The organism is Bradyrhizobium sp. WCU1 (genome assembly GCF_053474805.1).
Window position 1 is genome coordinate 4482501 of record NZ_CM130280.1, and the last position, 18621, is coordinate 4501121.

At 65.3% G+C, this 18621-nt stretch carries 20 protein-coding genes (1 of these 20 cut by a window edge); 4 read left to right on the forward strand and 16 right to left on the reverse strand.

Annotation, left to right across the window (positions count from 1 at the left end):
• Positions 1-248: the final stretch of an NAD-dependent epimerase/dehydratase family protein gene (locus tag ACTUWL_RS20700; RefSeq protein WP_021082196.1), read on the forward strand. The gene continues 838 nt to the left of window position 1, outside the view; the window shows 248 of its 1086 coding nt (coding positions 839-1086); its start codon lies off the left edge, out of view; it ends in the stop codon at positions 246-248.
• 198 nt (positions 249-446) lie between these two features.
• On the opposite strand, the gene ACTUWL_RS20705 is transcribed toward ACTUWL_RS20700, so the two are convergent.
• The 5 genes from ACTUWL_RS20705 to ACTUWL_RS20725 form a co-directional block, all read right to left on the reverse strand.
• Positions 447-1754, reverse strand: coding sequence for an NAD(P)H-dependent oxidoreductase (locus ACTUWL_RS20705; protein WP_021081890.1), 1308 nt, complete (start codon positions 1752-1754; stop codon positions 447-449).
• A 166-nt stretch (positions 1755-1920) separates the two neighbouring features.
• Positions 1921-2721 carry a phytanoyl-CoA dioxygenase family protein gene (locus ACTUWL_RS20710; protein WP_021081889.1) on the reverse strand — a complete coding sequence of 267 codons (801 nt, stop codon included), beginning with the start codon at positions 2719-2721 and terminating at the stop codon, positions 1921-1923.
• 57 nt (positions 2722-2778) lie between these two features.
• A complete protein-coding gene (locus ACTUWL_RS20715; RefSeq protein WP_021081888.1) occupies positions 2779-3453 on the reverse strand; it encodes a GntR family transcriptional regulator in 675 nt (224 codons plus the stop codon).
• A 405-nt stretch (positions 3454-3858) separates the two neighbouring features.
• Positions 3859-5115: a M20/M25/M40 family metallo-hydrolase gene (locus tag ACTUWL_RS20720; protein ID WP_021081887.1), complete on the reverse strand. Its 1257-nt coding sequence runs from the start codon at positions 5113-5115 to the stop codon at positions 3859-3861.
• A gap of 112 nt (positions 5116-5227) precedes the next feature.
• Positions 5228-6037, reverse strand: a complete 810-nt coding sequence (locus tag ACTUWL_RS20725) for an alpha/beta fold hydrolase (RefSeq protein WP_021081886.1) — start codon at positions 6035-6037, stop codon at positions 5228-5230.
• Between the two features lie 146 nt (positions 6038-6183).
• On the opposite strand from ACTUWL_RS20725, the gene ACTUWL_RS20730 reads away from it, so the two are divergent.
• Entirely contained in the window at positions 6184-6726 is a 543-nt protein-coding gene (locus ACTUWL_RS20730; protein ID WP_021081885.1) for a methylated-DNA--[protein]-cysteine S-methyltransferase, read from the forward strand.
• An 88-nt stretch (positions 6727-6814) separates the two neighbouring features.
• On the opposite strand, the gene ACTUWL_RS20735 is transcribed toward ACTUWL_RS20730, so the two are convergent.
• The 5 genes from ACTUWL_RS20735 to ACTUWL_RS20755 all read right to left on the reverse strand — a co-directional run bounded on the left by ACTUWL_RS20735 (position 6815) and on the right by ACTUWL_RS20755 (position 11261).
• Positions 6815-7684 carry an MBL fold metallo-hydrolase gene (locus tag ACTUWL_RS20735; protein WP_021081884.1) on the reverse strand — a complete coding sequence of 290 codons (870 nt, stop codon included), beginning with the start codon at positions 7682-7684 and terminating at the stop codon, positions 6815-6817.
• A gap of 74 nt (positions 7685-7758) precedes the next feature.
• Entirely contained in the window at positions 7759-8949 is a 1191-nt protein-coding gene (locus ACTUWL_RS20740; RefSeq protein WP_021081883.1) for a serine hydrolase domain-containing protein, read from the reverse strand.
• A 22-nt stretch (positions 8950-8971) separates the two neighbouring features.
• Positions 8972-9586 (reverse strand): glutathione S-transferase family protein, encoded by a 615-nt coding sequence (locus ACTUWL_RS20745; RefSeq protein ID WP_021081882.1) that lies wholly within the window; start codon positions 9584-9586, stop codon positions 8972-8974.
• A 127-nt stretch (positions 9587-9713) separates the two neighbouring features.
• Entirely contained in the window at positions 9714-10556 is an 843-nt protein-coding gene (locus tag ACTUWL_RS20750; protein WP_021081881.1) for a fumarylacetoacetate hydrolase family protein, read from the reverse strand.
• Positions 10557-10712: 156 nt separating this feature from the next.
• Positions 10713-11261 carry a TetR/AcrR family transcriptional regulator gene (locus ACTUWL_RS20755; RefSeq protein ID WP_291736946.1) on the reverse strand — a complete coding sequence of 183 codons (549 nt, stop codon included), beginning with the start codon at positions 11259-11261 and terminating at the stop codon, positions 10713-10715.
• A 228-nt stretch (positions 11262-11489) separates the two neighbouring features.
• On the opposite strand from ACTUWL_RS20755, the gene ACTUWL_RS20760 reads away from it, so the two are divergent.
• Positions 11490-13010: an MFS transporter gene (locus tag ACTUWL_RS20760; protein WP_021081879.1), complete on the forward strand. Its 1521-nt coding sequence runs from the start codon at positions 11490-11492 to the stop codon at positions 13008-13010.
• A 32-nt stretch (positions 13011-13042) separates the two neighbouring features.
• Positions 13043-13414, forward strand: a complete 372-nt coding sequence (locus ACTUWL_RS20765) for a hypothetical protein (protein ID WP_021081878.1) — start codon at positions 13043-13045, stop codon at positions 13412-13414.
• Between the two features lies 1 nt (position 13415).
• Here ACTUWL_RS20765 and ACTUWL_RS20770 read toward each other — a convergent pair whose 3' ends face one another.
• The 6 genes from ACTUWL_RS20770 to ACTUWL_RS20795 form a co-directional block, all read right to left on the reverse strand.
• On the reverse strand, positions 13416-14267 hold the full coding sequence (locus tag ACTUWL_RS20770) for an MBL fold metallo-hydrolase (RefSeq protein WP_021081877.1): 852 nt from the start codon (positions 14265-14267) through the stop codon (positions 13416-13418).
• 21 nt (positions 14268-14288) lie between these two features.
• The gene (locus ACTUWL_RS20775) at positions 14289-15278 is read right to left on the reverse strand and encodes an NADPH:quinone reductase (protein ID WP_021081876.1); all 990 of its coding nucleotides are present in this window, start codon (positions 15276-15278) and stop codon (positions 14289-14291) included.
• On the reverse strand, positions 15275-16057 hold the full coding sequence (locus ACTUWL_RS20780; protein WP_021081875.1) for an SDR family oxidoreductase: 783 nt from the start codon (positions 16055-16057) through the stop codon (positions 15275-15277). The genes ACTUWL_RS20775 and ACTUWL_RS20780 overlap by 4 nt, the downstream gene beginning before the upstream one ends.
• A 136-nt stretch (positions 16058-16193) precedes the next feature.
• Complete coding sequence (locus ACTUWL_RS20785) at positions 16194-16709, reverse strand: CvpA family protein (RefSeq protein ID WP_021081874.1); 516 nt, start codon at positions 16707-16709, stop codon at positions 16194-16196.
• Positions 16710-16824: 115 nt separating this feature from the next.
• Positions 16825-16986, reverse strand: a complete 162-nt coding sequence (locus tag ACTUWL_RS20790; RefSeq protein WP_158267776.1) for a hypothetical protein — start codon at positions 16984-16986, stop codon at positions 16825-16827.
• Entirely contained in the window at positions 16983-18590 is a 1608-nt protein-coding gene (locus tag ACTUWL_RS20795) for a GMC family oxidoreductase (protein ID WP_021081873.1), read from the reverse strand. The genes ACTUWL_RS20790 and ACTUWL_RS20795 overlap by 4 nt, the downstream gene beginning before the upstream one ends.
• Positions 18591-18621 lie beyond the last annotated feature (31 nt).

The window sequence follows — 18621 nt, forward strand, 5'->3', positions numbered from 1 at the left end:
AATGGATTCCGCTCTGGGACGAGCTGCGCAGGACGCACGATCTGATCGCGCCTGGCCTCGAGGAGTTCGTCGGCCTGTCGTTCCAGTATGCCGATTACAGCATGCGCCATGGGCAGACCGAATCCGGTCCGCCGTCGATCGTGTCGACGGTCAAGATCAACCAGGCCGGCTTCACCGAGATGATGGATACCGAGGTGATGTTCCGGAAGTGGTTCAAGCTGGCGAAGGCGAGCCGGTTGTTGCCGTAGTTGGTCGGTGCGCGCTCTCTCTTCTCCCTCGCCCCGCTCTTGCGGGGAGAGGGTTGGGGTGAGGGGCTTCCATCCGGTGAGCACTTCGCCGCTTGTTGAGCAGCGTGCCTCGCCCCTCACCCGGATCGCATCTGCGATGCGATCCGACCTCTCCCCGCAAAGAGCGGGGAGAGGTGAAGAGCTGAGTGAAAGAGAGCGCTACCGCGAAAACGCGCGCTCCATCGCCTTGCGGGTCTTGATCGTGTCGTTCGCCTCATCGACCTCGACGTCGTTCCAGCGCACCACGGCGCCATGGGCGACGTCGTTCTTCAGCTTGACGCGATGCGCGAGCCCGATCGGCAGTGCGCCGGCGGCGAGGCTGGCGGAGGCGGGCATCAATTTGCCCCACACCGTGTAGCCGCCTTCGCCGTCGAGCATCTCGCCGGCGCGCAGATTGCGTTTGGCCACCGCTGCGACGTCGCCGCGGAAGCCGCGCGGCTGGCCGGTCGGCTCATTGCGCAGCGCCGCCGACAGCACCGAAATGTTCAGCTCGAGCCCGATCAGGTGATAGGGCTTGTACATCGCCGCATAGCGCCCGGATGCGTCAGTCTTGAGGCCGTACTGCCTGAAGCAATCGGCGGCATAGTCGTTCGGCGCTTCCAGCACGACGTAGACGCCCCAACGCAGATCGCGGAACACCGGGCGGCCGTCGCGCTCCAGCGACGACACCACCTCGACGATGCCGGATTTCTCCAGCACGCCGCCCTTGTCGCGCGGCCGCATCACATGCGGCAGATCGTCGACGCCGCACGGCGGAAACAACAATCCCTCCGACGGCACGTCGAGCGTGCAGGCGTTGGCGATCGCCGCCATCTCGATCGCGGATTTGGTGCCGTCGAGGAAGGAGTTGAACATCTGCGGATTCATGCCGGCGGATTGCGCCTCGCCCGCGGTGAGCCCGTAATGCTGCCACACGCCCTCCGGCGTCACGTCGTGATAGGCCGGCAGATATTTGGTGCCCTTGCCGGCGGCGACGACGTGGAAGCCGGTGGCGCGCGCCCAGTCGACCATTTCCGCGGTCAGCGCCGGCTGGTCGCCATAGGCGAGCGAATAGACCACGCCGGCCTTGCGCGCCTCTTCGGCGAGCAGCGGGCCGGCCAGCACGTCGGCCTCGACATTGACCATCACGACATGCTTGCCGGCCGCGATGGCCGCGCGGGCATGGCGGATGCCGACGGCGGGATTGCCGGTCGCTTCGACCACGACATCGAATGCGCCGCCGGCGATCGCGCGCGCGCCATCGTCGGTGAAGGTGGTCGCGCTAATCCGCGCGTCGTCCCAGCCGACGGTGCGGCACGCCTCGCGGGCACGCTCGCGGTCGAGATCGACAATCACGGGCACCTCGAGCCCCGGCGTATGCGGCACCTGCGACAGGAACATCGAGCCGAATTTTCCGGCGCCGATCAGGACGACGCGCACCGGCTTGCCGGCGGCGGCGCGGGTTTTGAGGAGGTGATGCAGGTTCATGATGCTTGTTACCGATGGTGTGGTCGCGCAGGACGCGACAAATTCAGAATTCGTCATTCCGGGGCGCGACAAAGTCGCGAGCCCGGAATCCATCTCACAACAAGTGCGCGGTCAAATGGATTCCGGGCTCGCCGCTGCGCGTTGCCCCGGAATGACAGTTGCGCGTTTACTCCGCCGCCTGCCGCGGCGCACGGGCGAGCCGCAGCAGCGCGTCGTCGGCGACCGTCTGGATCGGCGTGAAGTCGCGATGCGCGATGTAGTCCGGCCGCGTCGGGGTGCGGATGTAGTTCGAGACCGCGTTCAGCGTCAAATAGACGATCTTGCGCGGATAGGGCGTGATGTTGCCGCTCGACCCATGCACCAGATTGCCGTGGAACATCAGCATGCCGCCGGGCTTGCCGGTCGGCGCGACGATGCCGCCCTGCTTGACGAGGCGGGTCACCGTCTCCTCGTCCAGCGTCCACAGCGGATAGGACGTGGTTTCGAGATCGTGCGAGGCCTTGAGGTCGCCCGCGGTCTGGCTCTGCGGCACCAGCATCAGCGGGCCGTTGATCGGCATCACCTCGTCGAGGAAGATCGCGATGTTCATCGCGCGCGGCTCCGGCATGCCGTCGTCGCGCTTCCAGGTGCCGTAATCCTGGTGCCACTGCCAGACGTCGCCGGTGAAGGCCGCCTTGGCGTTGATCTTGAACTGGTGCATGTAGACCTTCTCGCCGAACAGCTGCTCGATCGGGTCGATCATGCGCGGATGCGCGCCGAGGATGCCGAACGCCTCGTTGTAGAGATGCGCGGCGAAGGCGGTGCGCGGCGCGCCGCTCTTCTCGCGCCACACCTCGGGGCGGTTGGCGTCATAGATCGCGACCGCCTCGCGGGCGAGGAAATCGACCTCTTCCTGGCTGAACAGCTCGGGCAGGAACAGCCAGCCTTCGCGATGGAAAAATTCGACCTGCTCTTGGGTCAGTTTCATGGTGCTTTCCTCCCTTGATTATTGGTCTTCGTTCTTGCGGCGCCGTCAGGTTCGGGTTCACGCCGCCACGTCGGTCGCTCTCAATCTCTCTTCGGTCATCCGTCCAGCCGTCTGCGCATGCGCCAGCGCGGCAGCCTCCGCGGCGGCGGCATTGCCGGAAAAAATCTGCGCGGCGATGGTCTCGTGCTCGGTCCAGGCACTGTCGCGGTAATCGAGTTCGGCGAGCACGGTCGCCATCGAGCGGCGCATATGCGGCCATTGCGGCGCGATCATCTCCTCGATCGCGGAATTGCCGGCGAGCCGATAGATCGCGCTGTGGAAGTCGACATCGAGCGCGATCAGGCGCGCCAGCGGTGCGTGGTCATCGATCGCGCGCCCGGCTTCGAGCGCGCTCTCGAGCTGCGCGCGGGCCGCGGCATCCTCCTTCACGCGCGTCGCGGCAAGCCGCGCCGCGAGCGCGTCGATCGCACCGCGCACTTCATAGAGCTCGCGAATGCGCTGCGGATCGAGCTGCGTCACCTCGAAGCCGCGCTTGCCGCTTTCCGCGACCAGGCCCTGGCGATGCAGCAGATGCAGCGCGTGCGAGATCGGCTGACGCGAGACGCCGAGCCGATCGGCCAGCTCGTTCTGGGTAATGCGCTGCCCGGGCAGCAGCGTGCGGTCGATGATCGCCTCGAGCAACCGCCCGTAGACTTGGTCGATGAGGTTCGGAAGCGGGTCCAACGGGATCATGCCGGCTGTCCAATTCGGAATACAGAATTCCGTATTCGGAAACAGACTACTGCCGGTTGTGCGTCCGGTCAAGGCTCCAGGTGATTGGGTCTAAGCGTTTGAAAGTGAGAAACTTTCCTGCGGCTTGAACGTGCCAGACGTTCTCACCGGGTCTGGCGCCCAGTCAACCTCGAGCTACTGTGCATGGGGTTGTTTTCGATATTTTGGCAATCCGCCTCCCGCAAGTGACGGTTGGGGGAGAGGGGGTGCCCCAGTGCCGGCGGATGATTAGCTAAGTGAGGCGAGCGCATGGGTTGGGCTCCCTCCCCCCTTGCGGGGGAGGGTGGGGAGAGGGGGGGGGGCCCGGGCGCTGGCCTAAAAGATCGGTGCTACCGTCTCAGCGCCATTGCCGCTGATCTCGCCCCGCTACTTCGCCTTGCCCAGCTCCATCAGCATCCGCGTCATCAGATAGAGCCGCGGCACGATCGAGTTGGTGTCGATGTATTCGTCGCGCGCGTGATAGCCCCAGCCGGCGAGCCCGAAGCTCTCGACGACCACCGCCTTGCCGCTGCGCGCGGCGTATCCGGCATCGGTCGCGCCGCCGGTCATCTCCGCGATATCCAGCGTGCGGTCGAGCTCGGCGTAGATCGCCTGTCCCTGCTTGGCGAGCGCGCGGCCGCGATCGTCAGCGACGAAGGGCGGGCGGCCCGCGGCGACCTTCACCGTTACCTCGGTGTCCGCGATCAGCCTGTCCTTCACCTTCTCGTCGAGCGCCGCCTGCAGCTTCTGCACGCCGTCCGGAATGGTGAGGCGGATGTCGGCACCGGCAGAGGCATGATCGGGGATCTGGTTGCGCACGGTGCCGGCCGTCGCGGTGGTCCAGTTCAGCTGCGTGCCCGGAATCGATTTCGCGACGTCCTGGGTCTGCAGCAATTGATGCGCGAGCTCGATCAGCGCGTTGCGGCCGAGCTGCGGCGCGGCGCCGGCATGCGAGGCCTTGCCCTTCACGTCCAGCGTGCCGGTCGCGGTGCCGCTGGCGCCGAGCAGCAGGCTTTCATTCTTGGCCACCGGCGGTGCGACCGTCGGCTCGCAGGACAGCACCACGTCGTGCTGGTCGGCGAGCTCGGCGATGATCTCGCCGGAGCCGATCGAGCCGACCTCTTCATCCGGATTGAACGACACCGTGAGCTTGGCGTAGTCGCGCCAGCCGGCATCGTTCAGGATCTTCAGGGAATGCAGGATGACGGCGATGCCGCCCTTGTCGTCGGCAATGCCGGGTCCATAGATCTTGTTGCCGTCGACCTTGTAGGGCTGGGTGTCGAGGATGCCGTGCTCGTAGACCGTGTCCATATGCGCGATCAGCATCAGCTTCCTGCTGCCGGTGCCTTCGAAGGTGCCGATCACCATATCGGCGCCGGCGCCCTTGGTGGTCTTGCGGCGCTCGGTCTTGGCGCCAAGCGCCTTGAGCCGCGCCTCGGTGTAGTCGGCCATCTTCTTCAGGCCTTCGACATCGCCGGAGCCCGACTCGATCAGCACCATGTCGTGCAGGCTTTCGATCACCGCCGGTTGGGCCTGTTCGGCGGCCGCGCGCAGCTTTTCATCCGCGGCGGCAAGGGCGTGGGACGAGGCGAGGGCGAGCGAAAGCAGACCGGCCGACGCGAGCAATTTGACGGATAATTTCATGATTGTCCTCCCAGGCATGAGCGGAAGGAGACACTAACGCATGATCCGGAAAAGTGCGAACAGGCGGACGATACCTCGCCCCGCAAGCGACGAGGTTCGTGCGCGCGGGCGGTCAGCTTGCCAGAAACTCCAGCACGATCTCGCAATAGCGCTGCGGGGCCTGCTCGAACATCGGATGCGTGGTGCCCGGGATCATCTCGGTGCGTGATCCCCGCACGTTTGCGGCGAGGGCGTGCAGCACCTTCGGCAGCACGCCCTTGGTGTTGGCGCCGCCGATTAACAGCGTCGGCGTCCTGATCGCCTCTGCATCGGCCTTCGAGAAGGGCGGTCGCTGGTCGCGGGTCTGGCCGATCAGCGTGGTCGCGTTGTCGCGCAACAGCTGCTTGGAGGTCGCCGGAATCCGTTTCCAGGCACCGGGACCTTCGAGCGCATCCATGAAGATCTGCAGGCCGCCGTCGATGTCGCCCTTGGCGATTTCCGCGGCGCATGCCGCGAAACGTGCCGCCAGCGGCGAGGGGCCCGGCTTGAAGTCGGGATCAAGGCTCTCGTCGAGCTCGCCGCCGGGCTCGGCCAGGATCAGCCTGCGCAGCAGGTCCGGCCGCCGCTGCGCGGCGCGGAAGCAGATATGCCCGCCGCGGGAATGCCCCATCAGGTCGACCGGTTTGGTATCGAAGGCCTCGATGAAGGCGATCACGTCGTCGACATGCTGCGCGATCGAATAGGTGTCGCCGACGCCGTCCCAATGCTCGGGGAAGAAATGCCGCAGGCTGACCGCGATCACGCGATGGTGGCGGATCAGCGGGCCGAGCACGGCCGACCAGATCCGGAAGTCGCACAGCGAACCATGCACGCAGACCAGCGGCGGCCCCGCTCCGATATCGAGATAGGGCATGTCGAAACCGTTGACGTGGAGGCTGTGCATTTGAAGGGCTCGCGGAGGGCAGGAGATGTTGTTGATTGAGCCCAAGTTCCCACGGAATTCGGGTGGATAGCAACATTCTCCAAGCCTAGATTTCAGATCAACAGCAGGCTTCAGTTTGTGAGCCTAACGAATATCTGGAGTGAGCCATGACCGGCCAGCATTTTGCAATCTTCGAGACCATGATCGGCGCCTGCGGCGTCGTCTGGGGCGAGCATGGCGTTACCGGCGTGCAGCTGCCGATGGGCAACGAAGAGAAGACCCGCAAGCGGATTGCCCAGCGTAACGGCGACCTCACCGAGGCGGCGCCGCCGGCCGAGGTGCAGCACGCGATCGACGGCATGATCGAGCTGCTCGCCGGCAAGCCGAACGATCTCGCCGACATCGTGCTCGATCTCGACGGCGTGCCGGAGTTCAACCGCGGCGTCTACGACATCGCGCGGAAGATTCCGCCGGGCAAGACCGTGACCTATGGCGACATCGCCAAGCAGCTCGGCGGCGTCGAGCTGTCGCGCGACGTCGGCCAGGCGCTCGGCCGCAACCCGTGCCCGATCGTGGTGCCCTGCCACCGGGTGCTGGCGGCGGGCAACAAGCCGGGCGGCTTCTCGGCCAATGGCGGCGTGGTCACCAAGCTGAAGATGCTGCAGATCGAAGGCGCGGCGGTGAACCACACGCCGAGTTTGTTTGATTGAGCGAATGCTCTTCTATCCTCCCCTGGAGGGCGAGAAACGATCCCTCCAGGGTTGAGTGGTTGCGAGTTCGCCGCGAATTCAGCTCACCTCACGCCGTCTCGCACACAAACCCATTCCCCTTCCGCCTGATCTTGCCGACCGATGGCGAGGGGAAGTGCGCGGGACAGCACAGCGTGTCGGTGTCGCAATAGCGCTCGAGGAAGCTGCGACGTGTCTTCGCCGCCTGCGCCGGGTCGACGTCGAATTTCGGCGACAGTTCCGGATAGAGCGTCTGGATCGGCGAGTGCATCAAATCGCCGGCAAACACCGCGTCGTCCTTGCCGCGACCGAAGGTGAAGGCGAGATGGCCCGGCGTGTGGCCGGGCGTCGGCAGGATGCGCATGTGGTCGCCGATCGCGAAATCATTGCCGACCAGCTCGGCCCGCTTGGCTTCGACCACCGGCAGCACGCTGTCGACGAATGGCGGGACTTCCGCCTTGGCATTGGTCTCGGTCCAGTAGTCGAACTCGGTCTTGTCGAACACATAGCGCGCGTTCGGGAAGGTCGGCACCCAGCGGCCGTTCTCGAGCCGCGTATTCCAGCCGACATGGTCGACATGCAGATGCGTGCACATCACGTAGTCGATGTCGCCGACCGAGAAGCCGGCGGACGCAAGGCCGCGCAGATAGCTGTCGTCGGTCTTCATGTTCCAGCTCGGCCGACCCGGCCGCGGCTTGTGATTGCCGATGCAGCTGTCGATCAGGATGGTGTGGTGCGGCGTCTTCACGACGTAGGACTGGAACGCAAGGATCAACGTGTCGCTGTCGTCGAGCGCCCGGGCCGCTTTCATCCAGGCTCGGTTCTCCGCAAGCAGCTCCGGTGTCAGTTCGGGCAACATGTCTTGCGCAGGCAGGAACTTGCCTTCCTCCTCCACGATGCGATGAATGGTGAGATCGCCGGCCGCAAATTTCAGGCTCATGGGTGATTCCTTGGCGTTAGCGTTTTCGAGCGAAGTGGAGTCCGGTTCGCGTGAAGAAAACGCGTAGAAAAGGGTCAGTGCGCGTCGCGCACGGCGGGAATGATGATGTTGGCAAGGATGTCCATCGCCGCAAGCCCTTCCTTGGGCTGGCCGTACTGGGCTGCCGTCGTCATCATCACAAGATCGAGATCGGGCACGACGATGATGCGTTGACCGCCCCAGCCAAAGGCGCCGACCCATTTCACTTCCTTGCCGTCGGACAGCGAGCGGCCCATCCACCACTGATAGCCATAGAACAGCGTGCCGCCGAAATAGCCGACGGCCTGGAAGCGCGGCACGATCGATTGCGCGATCCACTCGGCCGAGATGATCTGCTGTCCGTTCCATTTCCCGCCATTGAGCAAGAGCTGGCCGATTTTCGCGGCATCGCGCGGCCGCAAGCGGAGGCCGGCAGCGGCGGCAATCTTGCCGTTCTTCGGATAGGTCTTCCACTCAAGATCGGTGATGCCGAGCGGCTGGAACAGCGTCTCCCGCGCGAAGGCTTCGAGCGGTTTGCCGGAGACCTGTTCAATGATGTTGCCGAGCAGATCCGTGCCGCCGCCATTGTAGGTCCAGAGCGTGTCCGGCGACGCTGCGATCGGCTTGGCCAGGACATAGCCGATCGGATCGGCATCGAAGGCGAGATGCGGCTCGTCGTTGTCGGGATGGGTCCAGGGCAGCGTCTCGTCCCATTTGATGCCTGACGACATCGTCAAGAGATGGCGCAGCGTGATCGCGTCCCATCCGGCCGACTTTACCGACCGGTGTTCGGGGAAGAATTTCACCACGGGCTCGTCAACGCCGGCGATCAGCTTGCGGTCGATGGCGGTGCCGACCAGCAGCGACGTCACGCTCTTCGATGCCGAACGTATGTCGTGCCTGGTCGTCGCCGTGAATTCGGTGCGGCCTTCCTTGTACCCCCATGGCTGGTCGATGCCGGCGAAATATTGCTCGAACACCAGTCTGCCGTGCCGCGCCACAACGACGGAATGCACCTCGCTGCTGCGCAGGCCGAGCCGCGCGGCGATGCCGCACAGCCGCTCGCCATCCATGCCGACGCTGTCGGGTGACGCGATCGGCCAGCCATCGTCGAGCGCGGTCGGCGACCCGCAGGGCTGGTCATGTCCAGCTTTCATGTCGTCGGCCCTCAGTGTGGTGATGGAGGCCGTCAACGCGAGCACGAGGCTCGCGCCGATAAGCAGCAGGCGGGGGAGGCGATGGCGCATCCTCATCCCCCCACCTTGCACGCTATGCCGCTGGCGGCGCGGAAATCTTCACCGACGGCCGCTCCAGCATGCGCTGGTAGAACGCGTCGAGCTTCGGATAGGCCTTGCGCCAGCCGCAATCGGCGAAGCGGAAGTCGGCGTAGCCGAGCACGCAGACGAGGCCGATCTGCGCGATGTCGAACGACGAGCCGTCCAGCACGTCGGGGCGCTGCTCGAATCGCGCCATGCCGGCCCAGGCCCTGTTCCAGTGATCGTCATGCCAAGCCTGCCACAGCGAGCCCTGCGGTCGCACCATCTTCTCGTAACGGCACAGCAGCATGGAATCGAGCATGCCGTTGATCAGCGAATGATCGGTCTTCAGCTTCCAGCGCCGCGGGCCGTAACCCGGGATCAGCCGGCCGCCGCCGATCTCGTTGAGGTATTCGACGATGACGTAGGAATCCAAAATCACGTCGCCATGATCGAGGATCAGTACCGGCAGTTTCTTCAGCGGCGAGATCTTCGAGTATTCCTCGTTGGCCGTGCCCGGTGCGACGCTGGCCGGCACCAGCTCGATCTTGTCGATCAGGCCGAGCTCGATCGCCGCGATGCGCACCTTGCGAGCGAACGGGGAGGCGGGAGAGAAGGTGAGTTTCATGGGAGGCCCCTATGCTGTCGGATTGAACCGTCATTGCGAGCGAAGCAATCCATCTGCCCACACGCGCGGATGAATGGATTGCTTCGTCGCTTCGCTCCTCGCAATGACGGCTGGTGCTAACAGGACCTCAAGCCGCGACGATTTCCTGGCGCTGCTCGCCGAGGCCCTCGATGCCGAGCGTCACGACGTCGCCGACATTGAGGAAGGTCGGCGGCTTCATGCCGAGGCCGACGCCGGGCGGGGTGCCCGTCGTGATGATGTCGCCGGGCAGCAGCGTCATGAACTGCGAAACGTAGGAGATGCATTTCGCCATCGTGAAGATCATGGTCTTGGTCGAGCCGGTCTGGCGGCGCTGGCCGTTGACGTCGAGCCACATCGACAGGTTCTGCACGTCGGCGATTTCATCCTTGGTGACGAGCCAAGGGCCGACCGGTCCGAACGTGTCGTGCGACTTGCCCTTGGTCCATTGTCCGAGCCGCTCGGTCTGGAAGTTGCGCTCGGAGACGTCGTTGCAGACGCAATAGCCGGCGACGTGGTTGAGCGCGTCGGCTTCCGAGACGTACTTGGCGCGGCTGCCGATGATCGCGGCGATCTCGACTTCCCAGTCAAGCTTGGTCGAGCCGCGCGGCTTCTCGACCGCATCGTTCGGGCCGGACAGCGAGGTGTTCGCCTTCATGAAGATGATCGGTTCGGTCGGGATCGCTGCGCCGGTTTCCTTGGCGTGGTCGGAATAGTTCAGGCCGATCGCGACGAACTTCGAGATGCCGGTGACCGGGGCGCCGAAGCGCGGCTTGCCGGAGACGGCGGGCAGGGAGGCGGGATCGAGGGCAGCAAGCTTCTTCAGCGATTCCGGCGCGTAGGCGTCGCCGGTCAGGTCTTTCAGATGGGCCGAGAGGTCGCGCAGCTGGCCGGATTTATCGATCAGACCGGGCTTTTCCGCACCCTTTTCGCCATAACGAACAAGCTTCATGTTGATCACTCCCTACGGTGTCCTGAGGATTGTTGCTGGTATACCTCGACACGCTTCATGGAACAGCGCGGGCGGAAATTCAACCGCTTCACGGTCGCGGCATTGCAGCCATCACCTCCCAGCGTGGCGGCCTTGAACGGTTTGTTCAAATGCCTGTCATGATTGCTGGCGCGGCGCCGCCAGCATCCGTGTGAACATGTCTTCCAGCAGCCGGCATGGCGGCTCCGGATCGCGCGTGCCGGCGACGATCGCATCGTCGGCCACTGCGTGCATTCCGTCGAACACGATCAACGCTGCGCTGCGGGCATCCGGGAAGGCCCAGATGCCGGCCTTCCGGCCATCCTCCAGCACAGCAACGATCTGGGCGATCACGTCGTCCTTTTCCTGCGACTGACGCTGATGATGCGGGAAATCGTGAAACACGACGTCGTGCAGTTCGACATTGGCGAGATAGGTTCCAACCGCGCCACGCAGCCATGCCGACAGCCGCCCAGCATGATCGTCGGGAGCACGCTCGGCGATCGACGCCGCGACGCGGGCGAGGAAGTCCTGCGAGAAGCGTGCGCGCAGGCCGATGATCACGTCGGCCTTGGTCGAGAAGTAATGATAGAAGGTGCCCTTAGCGACGCCGGCTCGGGCGACGATGTCGTCGATCGTGGTGGCCTCGATGCCCTTCGCGATGAACAGGGCGGCTGCCGCCGACATCAGGTCGTCCACCCTGACCTCGGCGGGCTGAGTCCGTCTCCAACGCTGCGCTGCGCCGCGTGGCGCCGCCGTCTGCCGCTTCCCGATCATGCCGTCAGCATCCACCTGCGCCTGATGTCCGATTTTGAATCGCATATTTAGAATGACTTTGAAATAGCTTGGTTATATTGACCGACCGTCAGTCAATACGTATTTGTGCCGCCGTGTCCAACAATCGGCGGCATGCCCATGTCCCTGTCCCGCAAATCCGCGGCCGTTCTTGCGGTCTATCTCGGCACCTGCATGGCAACGGTTGCGATCAGCATCGTCACCGTGGCGCTGCCTGCCATCCAAGCCGGCCTCGGGGCTGAGCTTGCCGGGTTGCAGTGGGTGGTCGGTGCCTACGCGCTGAGCCTGTCCGCCTGCATGCTCTCGGCCGGGCCGATCGGCGATCGCTACGGCCGCAAGCGCGCCTGGCTGTTCGGCGTCGTGCTGTTCACGCTCGGCTCGGCCACCTCCGTGACCGCGCCGTCGCTTGCGGTCCTGATTGCCGGCTGCGCGCTACAGGGCGTTGCCGGCGCGCTGGTCATTCCGGGCGCCTTGTCGATCCTGGCCCAGGCGTTCCCCGATCCGGCCGGACGCGCGCATGCGATCGGCGGCTGGTCGTCCTTCAGCGCCGTGTCGCTCATCCTTGGCCCGATGCTGGGCGGCATCCTGGTCGACACCGTCGATTGGCGGAGCGTGTTCCTGATCAACCTGCCGGTCGGCGCGGTCGCACTCGGCCTCGGACTATACGGCATCGACGAGAGCGCCGATCCCGACCACGCCGAGCTCGATCCGGCCGGCCAAGTCTTGAGCGTCGTGTTTCTCGGCGCGCTGACCTACGCCTTTATCGCCGCCGGCGGTGGCTGGACTGCGCCGGCCACCTTGACGGCCTTCGCCGTCGCGGCAGCTGCGCTGGCGCTGTTCGTCATGGTCGAGCGGCGCGCCGCGCGCCCGTTGGTGCCGGTCGATCTGTTTCGCGATCTCGCCTTCGCGGCGGTGAACTTCGCCTCGTTCGCGCTCGGCTTTTCCGGCTACAGCAGCCTGTTCCCGTTCTCTCTGTTCTTGCAGCAAGCGCAGGGCTGGTCGGCCGCCCAGGCTGGCAGCGGAATCGCGCCGGTGTTTGTCGTCGCGGCGACTGGATCGCTGCTGTTCGGCCGCTGGGCGGCGCGTTTCGGGCTGCGCCGGCTGATGATCGTTGGGTATGTTCTGCTTGGCGTTGCCATGCTCGGCATGAGCTCGTTCACGGAAGCGACGCCCTATGCCGTGATCGCACCACTGTTCGCGCTGCTCGGTGCGGGCCTGGGGCTCTCGGTGCCGGCGACGGGCGCTGCGACCATGGCGGTGGCGCCGCGCGAGCGCAGTGGTATCGCGTCCGCGACGATGAACGCCCTGCGGCAGAGCGGCATGACGATCTCCATCTCCCTGCTCGGCACAGTGCTGGCCACCACCGCAACTGCGTCGCTCACGACCGCCCTGATGAATGCCAAGGTCGGCAACGCGGCTGAACTTGCCTCCATCGCGATCCGGCGTCACGAAATGCCGGGCGGTCTCGGCATAGCACCGGACACCTTTCACGCCATGCTGGCGAGTGCGCTCGCCCGCGGTTTTTCCGCCGCGGCCACGCTGGCCGGTCTGTTCGCGCTGCTGGCGGCGGCAACGCTTGCAGCCGCTGCGTTGCAGGCGCGGCGGACACTGCCGGGATCTGCGTTCGCCAGAAAGTCATGATCACACCTCATCCGCACCAAGGAGTCTCGCCCATGAAATTCTTTCACGAAGCCGAACCCGGCATCTTCATCGCGACCGGCTGCTTGCAGACCGAGCAGGATGGTTGTGACTGGACCGTGGAATATTCCGAGCTGCTGGCCGCGAACCGGCCGCTCGCCGTGATCGTCAACGTCAACGATCAGCCGGAGGTCGCCGCCGGCAAGCCGATGGTGCTGTGGATGAAGGCGCACAAGGCCGAGCTCGGCCGGTTGATCCGGGTCACGGTCTATATCGCTGATGACGACGAGGAACGCGCGGAGCTCGAGCGCAGCCTGCCCGGCCGTGCCAAGGCCTTGCCCTATCCGGCAGCGATCGCGGCCAGCGAGGCCGACGCGCTGTTCCTCGCGCGTGCCAGTCTGAGTTAGCTCAGCTCTCGGGCGCGATGAACCTGAATGCGTCGCCATCGCGCTTGATGTGCCCGGCGTCGAAATGTCCGCCGATCACCAGCGTCGGCGTGTCGGCAAAGCGCGAGAACAGGTCGCGCCGCGTAGCCGCCGATTGCTTCTGGTCGGAATCCGCGGTCGACGACCAGTCGAGATGGTACATCTGGCAGGGATGATGCGCGACGTCGCCGGTCAGCAGCCCTTCCTCTCCGGCCGACTTGATGTGGATGCTCACATGGCCGGGGCTGTGTCCCGGCGTCGGGATCAGCGTGATCTCTTCGGTCAGCCGGTGGTCGCTCGGCACCAGCTCGGCCTTGCCGGCATCCGCGATCGGCTTCACTGAATCGGCGAACACGGCGGCATGCGCCGCATCGTCGCTGTGGTCGCGCCAGTGCTCATACTCGGTCTTGCCGAACACGTAGCGCGCATTGGCGAAGGTCGGCACCCAGTTGCCGCCGGCGAGCTTGGTGTTCCAGCCGACATGGTCGACATGCAGATGCGTGCACAGCACGGTGTCGATGCTGTCGGGGGCAAATCCCGCCGCGGTCAGTTTCTCCAGGAACGGATCGCTGCGGTTGTTCCAGGTCGGCACGTTGCGGCCCTGCTTGTCGTTGCCGAGCCCAGTGTCGACGATGATGCGGTGCTCCGGGGTCTCCACCAGCAGCGAATGGATCGACATTTTCAGCCGGCCGTCCTCATTGGCGAAATGCGGGATCAGCCAGGGCAGGCTCTGGATCTCCTCTCGGCCCGCGAGCGGCAGGATGAAGCGTGTGCTGCCGACGGTCTCGAGTTCGACGACCTTGGTGATTTTGACCTTGCCTACGGTCCAGTGCATGCGGCGTATCCTCGGTTCTTGTTATCTGGCGCAGTCGACGATCACCGTGCCGATCTTGTCGCCCTTCTCGACGGCGAGATGGGCATCGGCGGTCTCGGCAAGCGCGAATTGCCCGGCGATGTTGTGCACGCGGGTGCCCGATTCCAGCCATTTCGTGATGTCGGCCTGCGCGGCGGCGAGCAGCGGCGGCGGCAGCGCGAACAGCACCAGCGAGCGCACCGTGATGCACTTCTCCATCAATTCGCGCACCGGCAGCGTGGGTGTACGGTTGCCGTTGGTGGCGTAGACCGCGATGGTCGAGTTCAGCGCCATGAGTTTCAGCGTGGTCGCGAGGTTGCCGCCGAAATCGACGTCGATGACGCGGTCGACGCCGCGGTTCTCGGTGAACGCCATCACCCTGGAGACGACGTCCTCGGTCCGATAGTTGACGACCATGTCGGCGCCGCCAAGCCGCGCCTCGACGTCTTTGACCTGCGAACTCACGGTCGCGATCACCCGCGCGCCGCCCCACTTCGCCAGTTGCACGGCGTAGTGGCCGACCGCGCCGGCGCCGCCGGTGACCAGTACCGTCTGGCCCGCGACCGGACCGTCGGCAAACAGCGCGCACCATGCCGTCATGCAGGGAATGCCGAGCGTGGCTCCTGCCGCGAACGACACGTCATGTGGCAGCGGCGTCACCAGATAGTCGGCGAGCGTGATGTATTCGGCTGCGGTGCCGAAGGCACGGCCGTTGCGCTGGCCGTTGAACAGCCAGACACGGTCGCCGACGGCAAAGCGCGTCACGCCTTCGCCGATCTGGTCGACGATCCCGGCGCCGTCGCTGTTCGGGATCACGCGGGGAAACTCCATCGCGCGATAATTGCCGCTGCGCCGGCCGACATCGGCCGGATTGACGCCGGAGGCCTCGAGGCGAACCCGGACCTCGCCGGGACCTGCGTCGGGCGTCGGCATCTCGCCGACGGTGAGCACCGTCGGCGCCGCGCCGGTTCGCTCGTACCAGACGGCTCTCATAACGTGCCCGGGAAGGCGCCGCCATCGAGCAGGATGTTCTGCCCGGTGATGAAGCCGGCCTTGTCACCGCACAGGAAGGCGCAGGCATAGCCGAACTCGTCGGGACGGCCGAAGCGGCCGGCGGGGTTCAGATTGGCGCGCTCGCTCAGGACCTGGTCGGCCGAGATGCCGCGCTTCTCGGCCTCGGGCTTGGCGGTGCCGCGCAGGCGGTCGGTGTCGAACGGGCCTGGCAGCAGGCCGTTGATGGTGACGTTGTTGATCACGGTCTTGCGCGACAGGCCGGCGACGAAGCCGGTGAGGCCGGCGCGGGCGCCGTTGGACAGGCCGAGAATCTCGATCGGCGCCTTCACCGCCGCCGAAGTGATGTTGACGATGCGGCCGAACTTGCGCGCCATCATGCCGTCGACGGTCGCCTTGATCAGCTCGATCGGTGTCAGCATGTTGGCGTCGATCGCCTTGATCCAGTCGTCGCGGGTCCAGTTGCGGAAATCGCCGGGCGGCGGGCCGCCGGCATTGTTGATCAAGATGTCCGGTTCAGGGCAGGCCTTGAGCACGGCTTCGCGACCCGCCGGCGTCGTGATGTCGCCGACGATCTCGGTCACGGTGACGGACGGATGCGCCTTGCGGATCTCGTCGGCGGTCTGCTTCAGCGCCTCGGCGCCGCGCGCCGTCAGGGTGACATGCACCCCCTCATTGGCGAGCGCGATCGCGCAGGCGCGGCCCAGTCCCTTGCTCGATGCGCAGACGATGGCACGGCGGCCTTTGATTCCAAGATCCACGAGTTCGCTCCCTGTGATGTCGGGTCGGTTTGTAAAGGTTTGATGGATGCATTCTAGCCAAGCTAGGCAGCGCCGATAAGGGATGTGCAATGCATAAGTGCATGCCGGGCAGGAACAGCCGGGCGAACGCGGCGAGCTAGATGCGCTGCTCGCGCCGCAGCCGCTCGATCGCCATGGTGGCTTCGGGCAGCAGCGACCGGAAGCCGGCCTGTCCGGCCGCGGAGAACCAGGGGCGCAATTGTGATCCGTTGAGGAATTGCGGCTGTCTCGCCAGCGGCACCAGCTGGTCGAACACCAGCACCAGCGTGGTCACGACGAGGCCGACCCTGACGGCGCCAAGCAGCGCGCCGCCGAGTCGGTCGCCGATCCCGATCTCTGCGCCCATCGTGTCGTCGAGCATTGTCCGCGCCATCTTTCCGAGGATGACGCCGATCACGAGGAACAGGCCGAACAGCAGCACGCCGTTGGGCGGAAAGGGCGAGGACGGCAGCGTCGCGATGTGGGGCCCGATCATCGCCAGCGCTGCGACCGCGAGCGGCATCGCAACGAGATAGGCCAGGATGGTGACCGCGCTGCGCAGCAGGCCGGTCGTGAAGCCGGTCACGACCGCAAACAGCAAGCCGATGGTCACGGCGAGGTCGAAGAGGTTCATGGGTAAGGATTTCCTGCCCGATCTCCTACGGTTCCCGGGTTGATGAAACCGGTTTTGCATCAAGGACAATTGTAGCGATCAATCGCCCGCTTCCGGCAACCTGTCGATGTCTGGCCTATTCGATGCCGGTAAAGAAATCATCCTCGTCGCCGACGCTCGCCGTCATTCCGGGGCGCGCGTCAGCGCGAGCCCGGAATCCATTGGGCCGCAGGTTCGGTGGATGAATGGATTCCGGGTTCTCGCCTACGGCGAGCCCCGGAATGACGAAGGAAATCACCCCGCGCGCATCTCTGCCCGGATCATGTCCGCGGCCTTCTCGCCGATCATGATGGTCGGCGCATTGGTGTTGCCGCCGATCAGCGTCGGCATGATCGAGGCATCGACCACGCGCAGGCCCTCGATCCCATGCACGCGCAGCGTCGGATCGACCACCGCGAGCGGATCATTGGTGCCCATCTTGCAGGTGCCGACCGGGTGATAGACGGTGTCCGAGCGCGCCCGCAGGATGCCGCGGATGTCGTCGTCGGTGCGGACATCCGCGGTGAACATGTCCTTCTGCTGCAGCGCGCGCAGCGCCGGCGCGTCGAGCAGCCGCTTCGTCATCTTGAAGCCGGCGACCATGGTCTCGACGTCGCTGTCCTCGCCGAAGAAATTCGGATCGATCGCGGGCGCTGCGAGCGGGTCGGCGCTGTTCAGCCACACGCTGCCGCGGCTTGCCGGGCGCAGCAGGCAGACATGGCAGGAGAAGCCGGTGCCCCAGCGCGGCTTGCGGCCATGGTCTTCCACCATGGCCATGCAGAAATGCAGCTGAATGTCGGGGATGTCGAGGTCAGGCCGCGTCTTCAGGAAGCCGCCGCATTCGGCGACGTTCGAGGTCATCGGGCCGCGCCGCTCGCGCCGGTATTGCCCGATGCCCTTGATGATCCGGCCGATGCCGCCCCACGACAGTCCCGAGAAATAAGGTGCGTCGGAGGCGAAGCCGAACACGAAATCAGGGTGATCCTGCAGGTTCTGTCCGACACCCGGCAGGTGATGCACGCTGGCGATCCCGTGCTTGCCGAGCGCTGCGGCATCGCCGACGCCCGACAGCATCATCAGTTGCGGCGACTGGAACGCGCCGGCCGAGAGGATGACCTCGCGCTTTGCGCGCAGCACCTTCTTCTCCTTGCCTTGCATGTATTCGACGGCGACGGCACGCTTGCCCTCGAAGATGATGCGGGTCGCATGTGCCTGGGTCTCGATGCGCAGATTGGGCCGGCGGCCCATGTGCGGATGGATGTAGCCGCGCGCCGCGCTCCAGCGCTCTCCATTCTTCTGGGTCACCTGATAGATGCCTAATCCTTCCTGTTCGGCGCCGTTGAAATCGTCGCGGATCCGGAACTGCGCCTCGCGCGCGCCCTGCAGGAACATCTCCTTGACCGGATTGTCGGACTGCAGGCCGGTGACGTTGAGCGGCCCGCCCTTGCCGTGATACTCGCCGTCGAGCTCGGTGTTGTTCTCCGAGCGCTTGAAGTAGGGCAGCACGTCGGCGTAGCTCCAGCCGGTATTGCCGAGCGAAGCCCAGTGGTCGTAGTCGGCGCGATGGCCGCGGATGTAGACCATGGCATTGATGGCCGACGAGCCGCCGAGGCCCTTGCCGCGCGGCTGATAGCCGATGCGGCCGTTCAAGCCTTTCTGCGGCACCGTGTCGAACGCCCAGTTGTTGAGCTTGCTCGAGAGCATCAGAATGATGGCGCCGGGCGTGGTCACCACCCAATTGTCGTTCTTTCCGCCGGCATCGAGCATCGCCACCGAGGTCGCCGGATCCTCCGACAACCGCCCTGCCACCGCGCAGCCGCCGGAGCCTCCGCCCACCACCACGAAATCGAATGTGTCAGTCATTCTTGTTTCCCCATGCTTACTTTTATTTGTC